Here is a 12,552-nt window from a genome sequence, read left to right as displayed (position 1 = left end):
AGGCGAGACCAATGGAGGTTGTCTTTTATGTCCCACCAAATGAGCGGTGGGGCAGGAGAATCCTCCCATGTCCCATTATTTTTCTGCAACATGTACTTTGATGGAACCAGCTACTTCGGGGTGGAGTTTAACTGGAACGGTGGTATACCCCAAGGCCCGGATCGGTTCGTCTAATTCAATTTTACGTTTATCAATCTTATATCCGTACGATTTCTCCAATGCTTCGGCAATCTGTTTACTTGTTATGGAACCAAACAAGCGGCCGCTTTCCCCTGATTTTGCCTGTAATTCAACCGTTAGATCAGCAAGGGTGTCTTTTAAATTCATTGCTTCTTCTTTTTCCTGTTGCTCTTCCTGGGCCTCTTTTCGTTTTTTTGCGTCCAGTGCTTTCATATTTCCTTGTGTAGCTTCTTCTGCCAATTTATTTTTAAGTAAATAATTGCGCGCATATCCATCGGAAACATTCTTGACGTCACCTTTTTTTCCTTTTCCTTTTACGTCTTTTAAGAAAATAACTTTCATTCTATTTCTCCTCCTCCGAAATATTCTTCCAGTATTTCTTTTAACAGTGCTTCCGCATCATCGATGGTGGTATCCTGAAGCTGCGTTGCGGCATTGGTTAAATGACCGCCGCCATTCATTTTTTCCATGATAACCTGGACATTTACATCACCGAGTGACCTGGCACTTATACCAATTTTATCATCTTCGCGTTCAGAAATAACGAATGAGGCATTGATCCCACTCATCGTCAACAGCGTATCTGCCGCCTGGGCAATCATTACCGGGCCGTAATTTTCCCCCTGATTTCCCTTGGCTATCGCAACCGAATGATGATAAAGCTCAGCGTGTTCGATTAACTTGCTGCGTTTAATATATAAATTTAAATCCTCTTTCATAAATTGCTGGACCAATACCGTGTCGGCACCCTTCGATCGTAAATAGGAAGCGGCATCGAACGTTCTCGATCCAGTCCGCAATGTAAAGCTTTTCGTATCGACTATGATACCAGCAAGCAAAGCCGTAGCCTCCAGCATCTTCAGTTTCAATGTCTTCGGTTGGTATTCCAAGAGTTCGGTAACCAGCTCTGCCGTAGATGACGCGTACGGTTCCATATAGACAAGCGTAGGATTATCCACAAACTCTTCTGCCCGGCGATGATGATCAATAATTACTTTAAAATCTGTCTTATTCAATAAGCGGGCATCAGCCGTCATGGATGGCTTATGGGTATCAACAACAACGACCAGGCTTCTGCTGGAAACGAGCGCTTCTGCTTCATCCGGCTCAATAAAATACCTCCATAGGCTTTCCTCTTTCTTAATAGCCTCCATCATCCGATATACACCTGTATTAATATCGTTTGGATCGAGGACAATATATCCTTCTACATCATTCGCTTGAGCAATATTTAAAATACCAATTGCGGCACCAACCGAGTCCATATCAGGGGATTTATGCCCCATGATCAGAACGTTATCACTTTCCTGAACCAATTCCTTCAGTGCATGCGAGATAACCCGGGCACGGACTCTTGTGCGCTTTTCCATTGGGTTTGTTTTTCCGCCATAGAAACGAACCTTGCCCAGATCATCCTTGATCGCTACTTGATCGCCTCCCCGGCCGAGAGCAAGGTCCAGACTGGATTGTGCCAATTCTCCTAGCGCAGGAAGATCCATGTAGCCATACCCGATACCGATACTAATGGTAAGGGAGAGATTTTGCTCGGAGTTTAGTTCTCTCACCTCATCAAGGATGTCAAACTTTGCTTTTTCCAGCTCAGCAAGAATTTCCTTTGTACCAACTGCCAGGAATCGTTCCTGTGATGTACGTTTTAGATATAATCCATACGCATGTGACCAATTGTTTAAAACCGATGTTACCTTTGAATTCAATTGACTCTTCAATGTATCATCCATGTTTTGTGTGATTTCTTCATAGTTATCTAAAAATATAATGGCTAATATCGTCTGGTCATTTTGATACAATGTCTGAATCTTATTCTGCTCGGTTCGGTCAAAAAAGTACAATAAACGTTCTTCTTTCCTGATAACCGATTGAAAGCTATACCCTTCCAATTCAAACCATACGTTATCTTTTCCCTCTTTAATCATTGGAATTAGTTCTTCAGACAGTAGATTCAGTGACTTACCAACTAATGTATCTTCCTCATTAAAACGATTCATATAGGGATTTACCCATTCAATGTAGTAATCCTCATTGTAAAGGACGATCCCGATCGGCATTTCCAATAATGCCTCTTCTCCCACCTTCTTAATCCGATGAGACAGCGTTGCGATATATTCCTCGGTCTGATTGATAATTGTTTTTTCCGTCCTGATACTATAGTAAAAAGACGCAAATAAAAACAATGTCATTAATATCCCTAATATCCATTGGTAATACCAAATAACACCAAGCAGGATGATCGATAACAAATAAATAATCCATAAATGCCTACTAAGTGCTGTTTTCTTCTGTAAATCTGGCATAGAATTCACTCCATAACCTTATTCGGGTCTGTAGTAGACGGCAAGACGTGCTGTTCACAACTGTTTACACTGATTGTTGCCGACTTAACAGGCCCCATGACGCTTTTCCTTCTTTATTTTTTTTCAGCTGTGATTCGATCCCGTAACTTAAAGCCAATGTCAATGATACCCAGAATACGCACTAAGACCACCACAATGGGTATAAGGAGTGCCGCAATAATGCTAATGACGGGTATCGCCTTTGACCACTTTTTATGATGGGAATAAAGAAAAATTAGCGAGTATCCTTGCAAAATCATTAAGGTTCCCACCAGAATCAACACATTATTCACTGCCAGAAACAATGTTCCGCTTGAATCCAAATCAAAAAAAGTAAAGATTAACGCGAAAAAGTAAATCCAAACCAGGGATACTGGCAATGTCAGATTACGAAATGGCGGAAAGCGATAGTCCTTGCTCCACACACGGTTAATCACCTTATAACTAAGCCATTGGCTAATAAAGGCATAAATAATCCCTATGATCGCAATCCCGGCCGGTAATAAATTTTTCATTATATCGATTTGCTGTTCCATCATTGCCAACTGTTCCTCTGCCTGATCAGCAAAACCGAATTGTTTCATGATTCCTTGTGCCTGGTCCATGGATTGATTAAGCATTTGGTTGATTTCTTCTACAATATTCACGTTAAAGACAAACTGTGTAAGGATGAATAGAAAAACCATGCCAATTACAAATCCTACTGTACCTCGTGCCCAAGTTTCATATGCTGATACATTGTTATACATAGCGGCACCAATCATAATCCCGCCAAGCGCCATAAAAATGGTTAACGGAACGGACATGATTGTTGCAAGTATTGCTGACAGAATGAGCGAAGCAGCCAGCATTACGAGTGCCGGCTTCCAACTATACCTCGATGCATATACCACGAACGGGATTGGCAACAGGAAGATAGCAATACTCCCAACCACCGGCACCATCATGGAAATGACAAAGAGCACCGCATAAATTGCTGTAAATAATGCCCCTTCCGTCAGTATTTTAGATCGATTCATGAATTGCACCTCTTAAAAGAATTTACGTATCTTTTTCATATCATTACTATATGATAACATTTTTTATAGGCGTTTGGGGGCTGAAAATTATAGAAATATATTTCCCAGGCAATGTTGAAGGAAAGTGAAACTTCTAGTTGTCAGTTGACAAAGCCTTTTGTTGCATTCATAGAGAAATTGTTAAATTCTATTCACCACCTTATACGCGATTTTTCTCGTTTTTTTTACTATAATAGGTGGGAAATAGTTTTCGCATTGCATGGAATAGTATAGATCAATTATTTGACGACAGAAGGATGAATCGGAATGGTTTTTTTACAAGCATTACGTCACAGCATCAAACTGCCAGCAAAAGAGGCCATGTTTAAGCTGAATCGAATTGGAATGGATATCACAGTCGTGTATATGTTTATATTACTGCTGATTGTTTCGATGCCATCATTATTGGATCGCCTGTTAACACCTAGTGAAACAGGGCTTACCGTTCATTTTTTCTTTTTAATCATGTACTTTTTTATTTTTTATTATTTGCCATTAGTCATTTTTGTATTTATCATGCTCGCGGCAACTGCGTATGTTGGCGTCTTAATCAGTCGCGGCCTGTCACGTAAAATTCGCTTTTCCATCCTGTGGAAAATGTGCGCCTATACAACGACAATCCCTTTTATCATCTATACGTTCGTTGCTTTGCTAACTCCAATTAGTGATCGTTGGCTATGGCTATTTCTTGTATATACTGTAATCCTAATGGTTAAGATCATAACCGTTTATCCCAGAAGAAAGAAAAGGAGGAAAAAATAATGCGTTCTCTTTTACTATCGACCTTATTCATTAGTCTCCTGCTTGCTGGCTGCCAGCATAACACTCCTTCTGATCAGAAGACAACCGAAATCTTTGTCTCTGCTGCTGCCAGCCTATCCGATGCCATGGATGAAATCAAACAGGAATATGAATCCGCCCACCCGGATGTGAACCTTACGTTTAACTTTGGCGGATCTGGTAAGCTTGCACAGCAAATTCAACAGGGGGCAAATGTTGATGTATTCTTATCGGCAAATCAGGATTGGATGGATGTCTTAGCAGACGAAAAGATGATTGTAGCCGATACAAGATCCGACTTTGTAAAAAATAAACTCGTCATGATAGGTAAGAAAAATGCCGATTTAAATTGGACAACATTTAAGGATATTGATGCATCAGTCGGTCAAATTGCCATTGGAAATCCCGACAGTGTCCCTGCTGGTAATTATGCAAAAGAAGTACTAACACATTTGGATAAGTGGGATGCACTAAAGGATAAATTTGTTTATGCCAAAGATGTCACCCAAGTGCTTTCGTATGTAGAATCGGGTAATACAGCAATTGGCTTTGTTTACCAGAGTGATGTATTACGCTCTAATAGTGTGGAAGTATTGGCAGAAGCAAATAAAAATTGGTATACCCCGATTGTTTACCCGGCTGCGGTAACCAGTTCAAGTGAAAATCGGGATGAAGCTGATGACTTTATCTCCTTTTTAACAAGTGATGAAGGACAGGCCATTTTAGCCGATTATGGATTTGCCAAATAGCCGTCTTGATGGAAGGAAGAGGTAAATGAATTACACACCACTACTACTATCATTAAAAATAGCCAGTATCGCCACCGGAATTGTACTTGTATTTGGCATTCTCTTTGCCCGTATTCTGGCAAGGCACCATTTTCCCGGCAAACGGATCCTCGAGTCCATTTTAATGTTGCCTCTGGTCCTTCCACCAACCGTTGTCGGCTTTGGACTTTTATACATCTTTGGCAGAAATGGACCAATCGGCAAGCTTTTCTTGCACACCTTTGACCTCCAGATTGTCTTTACCTGGGTCGGTGCCGTCGTCGCAGCCACCGTTGTCGCATTCCCGCTCATGTACCAAAGTGCATCTGCAGCCTTTCAAAATTATGATCAAAACGTGGAAAATGCAGCCCTGACAATGGGTGCCTCAAAATGGCGGGTCTTCTGGACAATCTCTTTTCCCCTTGCATGGCCAGGGCTGTTAGCTGGATTGGTCTTAACCTTTGCTCGTGCATTAGGGGAATTCGGAGCGACGCTGATGATTGCCGGATACATACCAAATAAGACGGAAACCATCCCATTAGCCATTTATTTTGCCGTCGAATCAGGTGACACAAGCACAGCTGTTTTTTGGGTGGTTGGCATTATCATCATCGGATTCAGCGCTATTTTATGGCTAAATTGGTGGAGTGACCGTAATATTTTGAAATTCAAAAAGTAATGAACAAAGGCGCAAGCGACCGGACGAAGGACGTGGACGTAATCTGTTCTTAGCCGGCCTACCTTAACCCAGCGAACCGATATTGACATATCGCACGGAGGCAGATGTCAGCTACCAGTATCTGGGAGCTGGGGCTATCGCTGACAGTAAAATTAACAACGCCAAATTTTATACTTTCTTTAGTTTAAATGATAGAAGGGATTTCAATGTTAACCTGTACGTTTGAAAAAAAACTGCCCGCCTTCACAATCGATATCGATTGCCAGATTGGAGAAGAAATAGCCGTACTATTCGGCCCATCCGGAGCAGGAAAAACGACTATTTTAAATTGCATCGCGGGCCTTTCCCATCCAGATGCTGGGGAAATTACCTTAAATAATGCTGCCCTTTATCGAAAACGGCATAAACCAATGCCTATACAAAAACGGCAGATCGGCTATTTATTTCAGGACTATGCGCTATTTCCCCACATGACCGTGAAGAAAAATATTACTTATGGGGTGAAAGATCCAAATCTATTGGATAAGTTGGTACAAGTGATTGGAATTGAGCATCTGCTGGACAGCTATCCACACCAGATTTCTGGAGGAGAAAAGCAACGAGTCGCGCTCATTCGCGCACTAGCTACCAAGCCACAAGCATTGTTACTGGATGAACCATTTTCAGCTTTGGATGAACAAACACGTAACGAATGTCACGAGGAGTTACTGCACCTGCATCAACTGTGGAAGATACCAATTGTTATGGTAACGCATAATCGAGAAGAAGCGGAGAAATTGGGAGATCGTATTTTTAATATTGAACAAGGAAAACTGATTTGAGACAAGATCGTCTAAATAGGTCCAACCTCATTGTAAAAGGCACCCAAAATAATTTGGGTGCCTTTTACTTACTCAGAAACGTAAGGCAATAATGCCATTTGACGAGCGAGTTTAATTGCTCTAGTCAATTTACGTTGATATTTTGCAGATGTTCCTGTTACACGGCGTGGAAGAATTTTTCCGCGCTCTGAAATGAAACGTCTTAGTAGATCAACATCTTTATAGTCAATGTGTGTGATTCCGTTTGCTGTGAAGTAACACACTTTACGACGCTTTGCACGTCCGCGACGAGCTGCCATTTTTTACTCCTCCTTTTTATTTATGTTTAAAGGTTTCACATATGGAATAGTACTTTAAACAAGTATTCTAAAACGGTAAATCATCATCTGATATATCGATAGGCTCCCCATTATTTCCAAATGGGTTCCCTTGATTTTGGTTTTGCTGATTTTGATTCTGATCTTGTCTCTGGTTTTGGTTCTGATTCTGATTCTGGTTGTAATTTGGCTGAAAATCAGATGGCGCTTGGCTTTTATTCTGCGAAGATCCTTTTGTTTCTAAAAATTGTACACTATCTGCGACAATTTCCGTGACAAAAACTGTCTTTCCATCCTGACCTTCATATCTGCGTGTTTGCACACGGCCATCAACACCGATCATATTACCTTTTTTCATGTAATTTGCAAGGTTTTCTGCAGGTCTGCGCCAAACAACACAATTAATAAAGTCTGCTTCTCGTTCACCCTGCTGATTGGAAAAAGGTCGATTAACCGCAATGGTAAAGTTAGCTACTGCTACTCCAGTTGCTGTATAACGTAAATCTGGATCCTTCGTTAACCTGCCAACTAGTACGACACGATTCAACATCAGAACCACCCCTTAATTATTGATCTTCTTCTCGAATTGCCATATGACGAATAATGTCATCGCTAAATTTCGCTTGGCGATCAAATTCATTAATTGCATTTTCATCACCAGAGAAATTAATGACGACATAGTATCCATCACGATAGTCGTTAATTTCATACGCAAGACGACGCTTGCCTTTTTCGTCAACTTTTTCAATCTCCGCGCCATTATCAGTTAGAACGTTATTAAAGCGCTCAATCAAAGCTGTTTGCGCTTCCTCTTCTATGTCTGGGCGGATGATGTACATGATTTCGTATTTTGTCATCCGTTACACCTCCTTTTGGTCTTAGCGGCCCCTATCTATTGTTAACAAAAGAATCAAGCTTTCATTTTCCGCAATAGGAGCAAGGAGTAATCATTAGTAATTACTCACAATAAAATATTATATCAAATCAATTAAGAAAAGACAACTATTCGAGAGAATCCAAATTTACATTTTCTAACTTTCCAAGATCAACCGTTCTGACAGCCTCTGATACCTAATTTTTGCCCTACACATTAAACCGGAAATGGATAACATCACCGTCTTGTACGATATAGTCTTTTCCTTCTAACCGTACACGACCATTTTCACGAGCACGGGCCATTGACCCCGCAGCCATTAAGTCCTCATACGAAACAGTTTCTGCACGAATAAACCCGCGCTCAAAATCGGTATGAATAATTCCCGCTGCTTGTGGTGCTTTAATACCTTTTCGGAATGTCCAGGCCTTTACTTCCTGCTCGCCGGCGGTAAAATACGTTGCCAATCCAAGCAAGCTGTAAGAAGCCTTGATAAGCTTGTCCAATCCGGATTCTTCAATGCCAAGTTCTTCTAAAAACATATCCTTTTCATCCGGATCTAATTCGGCAATTTCTTCCTCAATTTTTGCACTAACCACAATCACTTCTGCATTTTCCCTCGCAGCAAAATCCTTCACCTGTTGCACATTCGCATTGTCAGCTGGATCAGCAATCTCCTCTTCCTTCACATTGGCTACATACAATGTCGGCTTACTGGTTAATAAATGCAGGCCTTTGACGACTTTCCACTGTTCTTCACTGAATTCCAGTGCACGTGCAGGTAACTCGTCTTCCAGCCCTTGTTTTAATTTGCTAAGCACATCATATTCCTGAACTGCCGCTTTATCTTTCTGCCGGGCTAATTTTTCCACACGTTGATAGCGTTTATTAACGGTTTCCAGATCTGCTAAAATCAGTTCCAAATTAATGATTTCAATATCAGCAATCGGATCTATCTTGCCAGATACATGGGTAATGTTTTCGTCTTCAAAACAGCGCACAACCTGACAAATTGCATCCACCTGGCGTATGTGGGATAAAAATTGGTTCCCTAAGCCTTCCCCCTTGCTTGCACCCTTCACAATACCGGCAATATCAGTAAATTCAAATGCTGTTGGTACTGTTTTTTTCGGGTTTACTAATTCGGTTAATTTATTCAAACGATCATCCGGTACTTCAACAATGCCAACATTCGGATCGATCGTCGCAAACGGATAATTGGCCGCTTCAGCCCCTGCTTGCGTAATTGCATTAAATAAAGTTGATTTCCCAACGTTTGGAAGACCAACGATTCCTGCTGTTAAAGCCATAACTAACTTCCACTCCTTAAGGATTCCATTCCATGAACGCGTTCGTTACTATCATTATAAGTACATGCTTAATAATTGACAAGTAATCAAAAAGCAAAAATGGGCATACAAAACAGACCATTTTTGCCAATTTGTCATTCAAAATTTAATTTTTGTTGTTACTATCTGCCTGTAAACAACATTTTCAAGCAGAAAAAATAATTTTAACCTTTTTTATCCCGCCTTAACGGGGCAGTAAGACCACTACTTCAAAATTTTGAGGCGGAACCAAAAAAGATAAGTGGAGGCCAACTGCACGATGCAGGTCACAAAGGCGTTGCAACGCAGATGCCTAAGAACTTAGCCTTTGCTCATCTATAAGGAAAACCTCCACTGAATGAAGTTTCACTTTATTCCCCTGCTTTTTCAAGCACTTTTTTCATTTTTTTCGTAAAATCCTTGCGTGGAATCATGACACTATGGTCACAGCCCATACATTTGATTCGAATGTCCATTCCCATGCGAATAATTTTCCAGCGGTTTTCGCCACATGGATGTTGTTTCTTCATTTCCACTACATCGTTTAACGCAAATTGTTTATTGACCATTCCCATACCTTCCTTTCCCTGTTAATGATCATTGTCCCGCAACCGATCCTGAGCCCGATCCTGACTTATTTGAGCCTCATTACGCGTGTACATGACAAGCCTTGGTGCTGGGATTTCAATACCTTCATTATAAAGTCTCTCTTTTACTTCTTTGCGAATATTTCTGGCCCCAGCCCATTGATACACTGGCCATGTTTCTGCAATAACCCGGATAACATAATGGGAGGTTTCCAGTGATTGAATTCCATGAATGGTTGGTGTCTCCACTATTTCTTCATACTTCGCAGGTAAATCCTTCATTGTCTCTTCAATGATTCGCTCTGCGGCTGGTATATCACTTTCATACGGAACATTTATATCAACAACAGCCAATCCATTATGAACGGAATAATTAGTAACTTGTGTCACATTACCATTTGGAATTACATGTTGTTCCCCAGTCCAGCTCATAATTTTCGTTGTACGAATACCGATTTCTTCCACTGTTCCCTCAGCATTTGACGTAATAATATAGTCCCCAACAGAAAACTGATCTTCAAAGATGATAAAGAAGCCGGATATAATATCACGTACCAGATTCTGTGCACCGAAACCAATTGCTAGTCCTACAACGCCGGCTCCAGCTAATAGTGCCCCGACATTAAAGCCAAATGCATTGTCCAATATCATAACAATCGCGGCAAAATAAACCGTATAGGCCAACATATTCTGAATTAATTTTTTGAGTGTAGCCTCTCGGCGCGCCGATATCCGAAGCGGGCCACGCTGTTTATTAATAAATAATCGGCCAATCACCTTTTTGCCGACGCGAACAATAATCACAGCCACTAACCAAATGAGAACAATTTGGAGTACTTTTTCGCCTAAGGTGAGCCAAAGCTTAGCACCAGTCAAATTATCCCATAATTCGTGAATGTCGTTCATATTAATTCCTCCAAAAATAGTAAACTCATAATGGATACTCTCCTCTATAAAGTTTACATCAAGATGGGGAATTAGGAAAGGAAATAGCAATTCAGAACACATCCTTTTATCCCACTCTGAATAGGATTTCATACCCTGCTGAATGGAGATTTACTTTAACTATTTTTATACCAAAGTGGAAATAATAGGAGCCTGGTCAGGACATATAAATTGAGTACGCCATAAAAAGGATAGACATAGGTAATTAAATTTGAGAAACCGAGTGTTGTTAGTGGCACCATAATAATCAACAACAACAGTACCAATAACCATAATGGTACATGGATATAATGCTGCAATCTGGTAACAAGTCCCATCACACCCGAAGCTGCTGTGGTAAAAATAGCGAACCACAAGAGAACAGACATAAATATAAGCATTCCAAATGAGTAATGTTTTAAGATAGCAAATAACGGAATTTCATAGAGTAATAATTCATCTGCAATCTGAATCAAACTATTATTATAGATATACGATATACTCCCTAAAATAACTCCGCAGCCAATACTGGCAACCCATATCTCTCCTTTCGACCGAATCTTGTTGCCAATGGCTCCTAATACAGCAATTAACGGTAATATGTTCAAGGCTGTAAATGGAAAAGCTGCCGTCCAATTCCGCTGTTCATGCCAATGTGAAAAAAGGGTTAGTTCCTGATCATGAGTGAACAACAGTAAGACATAGACCAAACCGCCAAGCAATAAAGGCAATACCAGCTGATTAATGGATAAAAGCCCACTAATATCCTTTGAAAACAGTAAGACGAGGGTAATGACAATGAAAATAACGCCCCACCAGTAGGAAAAGTTAAATGCCTGTCCTGTTGCACCACTCCCGGCAATCATCACAACCGTGGTCGTGAATAAATAAAGAAAAATCATAACGTCATAGAAACCCGAAAACTTCCTACCGACAATATCACGTAATATTGGTACATAATCGGTCGACTGCCTTCGATAGCTTAACGTTAAAATAACGTAAACCGATATGGAAAAAAACAATGCAAACAATACGATAGCCAGTCCACTTTCATGCCCAAAAAACTGCCATAACTCTCTCCCTGATGCATAGCCAGCACCGATGGTTGTACCAATAATTAAAAACATCCATTTTAGACCAGCTCTAATCATTACTGTTCCTCCAATAATTTTTAATGTGGTATGTATACTTCCCTTTTAAAATCCGTATACTAATACCAATATGTTTGTGGAGGATAAGCTATGAATCTAAAAAAGCGATTACGCACAAAAAATGATGTTTTACGAATGGCCTATACTGATCCTGACGTACTTGAAATAATGAGTGAAAAACTTATCTCATGGCTTCCTAAACTTCCTCATGAGTATGTCGTTGTCTGTATCGGTACGGACCGTTCAACAGGAGATGCGCTCGGTCCATTTATTGGGAGCTTTTTCAACGAATTAAAGCCAAGGCATATTACGGTCTATGGAACGTTAAATAAACCCGTTCATGCTGCCAATTTAGCTGATTATGTACAGCATATTAATCGGCGGCATCAACATCCATTTATCATTGCCATTGATGCTTGCTTAGGGAAGAGTCATTCCGTCGGATCACTGGTTACCGGAACAGGACCGATCAAACCTGGAGCAGCCCTGAATAAGAACTTGCCGAAAATAGGCGATGTCCATATAACTGGCGTGGTAAATGTCGGAGGATTCATGGAATACTCCGTACTGCAAAATACTAGATTATCCATTGTTGTCGAGATGGCTAAAAAGGTAACGTCTATTTTAGATCGAATTGATCAGCAATTAACATATGGCCGAACTCTCCCAGCAATTATTGCCCACAGAACGGCAGCATCATCCATTATTGATATATAACATCATCTATTTCAGGGA

At 40.6% G+C, this 12,552-nt stretch carries 15 protein-coding genes; 5 read left to right on the top strand and 10 right to left on the bottom strand.

Annotation, left to right across the window (positions count from 1 at the left end; translation table 11 throughout):
* Positions 1–75 precede the first annotated feature (75 nt).
* From rplI to WMZ97_RS00620, 3 genes are all read right to left on the bottom strand, one after another.
* A complete protein-coding gene (gene rplI / locus WMZ97_RS00630) occupies positions 76–522 on the bottom strand; it encodes a 50S ribosomal protein L9 (RefSeq protein WP_343270114.1) in 447 nt (148 codons plus the stop codon).
* Positions 519–2,492, bottom strand: coding sequence for a DHH family phosphoesterase (locus tag WMZ97_RS00625; RefSeq protein WP_343270113.1), 1,974 nt, complete (start codon positions 2,490–2,492; stop codon positions 519–521). Before WMZ97_RS00625 ends, rplI begins: the two co-directional genes overlap by 4 nt.
* A gap of 113 nt (positions 2,493–2,605) precedes the next feature.
* The gene (locus WMZ97_RS00620; protein WP_343270112.1) at positions 2,606–3,550 is read right to left on the bottom strand and encodes a YybS family protein; all 945 of its coding nucleotides are present in this window, start codon (positions 3,548–3,550) and stop codon (positions 2,606–2,608) included.
* A gap of 306 nt (positions 3,551–3,856) precedes the next feature.
* Here WMZ97_RS00620 and WMZ97_RS00615 point away from each other — a divergent pair, with 306 nt between their 5' ends.
* From WMZ97_RS00615 to WMZ97_RS00600, 4 genes are all read left to right on the top strand, one after another.
* Complete coding sequence (locus WMZ97_RS00615) at positions 3,857–4,351, top strand: DUF1189 family protein (protein ID WP_343270111.1); 495 nt, start codon at positions 3,857–3,859, stop codon at positions 4,349–4,351.
* Positions 4,351–5,118 carry a molybdate ABC transporter substrate-binding protein gene (modA, locus tag WMZ97_RS00610; protein ID WP_343270110.1) on the top strand — a complete coding sequence of 256 codons (768 nt, stop codon included), beginning with the start codon at positions 4,351–4,353 and terminating at the stop codon, positions 5,116–5,118. Before WMZ97_RS00615 ends, modA begins: the two co-directional genes overlap by 1 nt.
* 25 nt (positions 5,119–5,143) lie before the next feature.
* Positions 5,144–5,815, top strand: coding sequence for a molybdate ABC transporter permease subunit (gene modB / locus WMZ97_RS00605; protein WP_343270109.1), 672 nt, complete (start codon positions 5,144–5,146; stop codon positions 5,813–5,815).
* 206 nt (positions 5,816–6,021) lie between these two features.
* Complete coding sequence (locus tag WMZ97_RS00600; protein ID WP_343270108.1) at positions 6,022–6,636, top strand: ATP-binding cassette domain-containing protein; 615 nt, start codon at positions 6,022–6,024, stop codon at positions 6,634–6,636.
* 68 nt (positions 6,637–6,704) lie between these two features.
* Here the strand turns inward: WMZ97_RS00600 and rpsR are convergent, their stop codons facing one another.
* The 7 genes from rpsR to WMZ97_RS00565 all read right to left on the bottom strand — a co-directional run bounded on the left by rpsR (position 6,705) and on the right by WMZ97_RS00565 (position 11,817).
* Positions 6,705–6,935, bottom strand: a complete 231-nt coding sequence (gene rpsR / locus WMZ97_RS00595; RefSeq protein ID WP_343270107.1) for a 30S ribosomal protein S18 — start codon at positions 6,933–6,935, stop codon at positions 6,705–6,707.
* Between the two features lie 67 nt (positions 6,936–7,002).
* The gene (gene ssb, locus WMZ97_RS00590) at positions 7,003–7,503 is read right to left on the bottom strand and encodes a single-stranded DNA-binding protein (RefSeq protein WP_343270106.1); all 501 of its coding nucleotides are present in this window, start codon (positions 7,501–7,503) and stop codon (positions 7,003–7,005) included.
* Positions 7,504–7,519: 16 nt separating this feature from the next.
* Positions 7,520–7,810 carry a 30S ribosomal protein S6 gene (rpsF, locus tag WMZ97_RS00585; RefSeq protein ID WP_343270105.1) on the bottom strand — a complete coding sequence of 97 codons (291 nt, stop codon included), beginning with the start codon at positions 7,808–7,810 and terminating at the stop codon, positions 7,520–7,522.
* 226 nt (positions 7,811–8,036) lie between these two features.
* Positions 8,037–9,137, bottom strand: coding sequence for a redox-regulated ATPase YchF (ychF, locus tag WMZ97_RS00580; protein ID WP_343270104.1), 1,101 nt, complete (start codon positions 9,135–9,137; stop codon positions 8,037–8,039).
* A gap of 389 nt (positions 9,138–9,526) precedes the next feature.
* Entirely contained in the window at positions 9,527–9,724 is a 198-nt protein-coding gene (locus WMZ97_RS00575) for a DUF951 domain-containing protein (protein ID WP_343270103.1), read from the bottom strand.
* 21 nt (positions 9,725–9,745) lie between these two features.
* Positions 9,746–10,648 (bottom strand): mechanosensitive ion channel family protein, encoded by a 903-nt coding sequence (locus WMZ97_RS00570; protein ID WP_343270102.1) that lies wholly within the window; start codon positions 10,646–10,648, stop codon positions 9,746–9,748.
* A gap of 155 nt (positions 10,649–10,803) precedes the next feature.
* A complete protein-coding gene (locus WMZ97_RS00565; protein WP_343270101.1) occupies positions 10,804–11,817 on the bottom strand; it encodes a YkvI family membrane protein in 1,014 nt (337 codons plus the stop codon).
* A 90-nt stretch (positions 11,818–11,907) separates the two neighbouring features.
* Here WMZ97_RS00565 and yyaC point away from each other — a divergent pair, with 90 nt between their 5' ends.
* A complete protein-coding gene (gene yyaC / locus WMZ97_RS00560; protein WP_343270100.1) occupies positions 11,908–12,534 on the top strand; it encodes a spore protease YyaC in 627 nt (208 codons plus the stop codon).
* The last annotated feature ends 18 nt before the right edge of the window (positions 12,535–12,552 follow it).

It is taken from the genome of Lentibacillus songyuanensis, assembly GCF_039548255.1.
In the GTDB taxonomy this organism is placed as follows: Bacteria; Bacillota; Bacilli; order Bacillales; family Amphibacillaceae; genus Lentibacillus_C; species Lentibacillus_C songyuanensis.
The sequence above is the reverse complement of the archived record's forward strand: the minus strand, read 5'-3'. Positions and strand labels throughout refer to the sequence as shown.

Bases quoted from the DNA above. Each gene is read 5' to 3' on its own strand.
- rplI (WP_343270114.1), bottom strand. From the start codon at position 522: ATGAAAGTTATTTTCTTAAAAGACGTAAAAGGAAAAGGAAAAAAAGGT.
- WMZ97_RS00625 (WP_343270113.1), bottom strand. From the start codon at position 2,492: ATGCCAGATTTACAGAAGAAAACAGCACTTAGTAGGCATTTATGGATT.
- WMZ97_RS00620 (WP_343270112.1), bottom strand. From the start codon at position 3,550: ATGAATCGATCTAAAATACTGACGGAAGGGGCATTATTTACAGCAATT.
- WMZ97_RS00615 (WP_343270111.1), top strand. From the start codon at position 3,857: ATGGTTTTTTTACAAGCATTACGTCACAGCATCAAACTGCCAGCAAAA.
- modA (WP_343270110.1), top strand. From the start codon at position 4,351: ATGCGTTCTCTTTTACTATCGACCTTATTCATTAGTCTCCTGCTTGCT.
- modB (WP_343270109.1), top strand. From the start codon at position 5,144: ATGAATTACACACCACTACTACTATCATTAAAAATAGCCAGTATCGCC.
- WMZ97_RS00600 (WP_343270108.1), top strand. From the start codon at position 6,022: ATGTTAACCTGTACGTTTGAAAAAAAACTGCCCGCCTTCACAATCGAT.
- rpsR (WP_343270107.1), bottom strand. From the start codon at position 6,935: ATGGCAGCTCGTCGCGGACGTGCAAAGCGTCGTAAAGTGTGTTACTTC.
- ssb (WP_343270106.1), bottom strand. From the start codon at position 7,503: ATGTTGAATCGTGTCGTACTAGTTGGCAGGTTAACGAAGGATCCAGAT.
- rpsF (WP_343270105.1), bottom strand. From the start codon at position 7,810: ATGACAAAATACGAAATCATGTACATCATCCGCCCAGACATAGAAGAG.
- ychF (WP_343270104.1), bottom strand. From the start codon at position 9,137: ATGGCTTTAACAGCAGGAATCGTTGGTCTTCCAAACGTTGGGAAATCA.
- WMZ97_RS00575 (WP_343270103.1), bottom strand. From the start codon at position 9,724: ATGGTCAATAAACAATTTGCGTTAAACGATGTAGTGGAAATGAAGAAA.
- WMZ97_RS00570 (WP_343270102.1), bottom strand. From the start codon at position 10,648: ATGAACGACATTCACGAATTATGGGATAATTTGACTGGTGCTAAGCTT.
- WMZ97_RS00565 (WP_343270101.1), bottom strand. From the start codon at position 11,817: ATGATTAGAGCTGGTCTAAAATGGATGTTTTTAATTATTGGTACAACC.
- yyaC (WP_343270100.1), top strand. From the start codon at position 11,908: ATGAATCTAAAAAAGCGATTACGCACAAAAAATGATGTTTTACGAATG.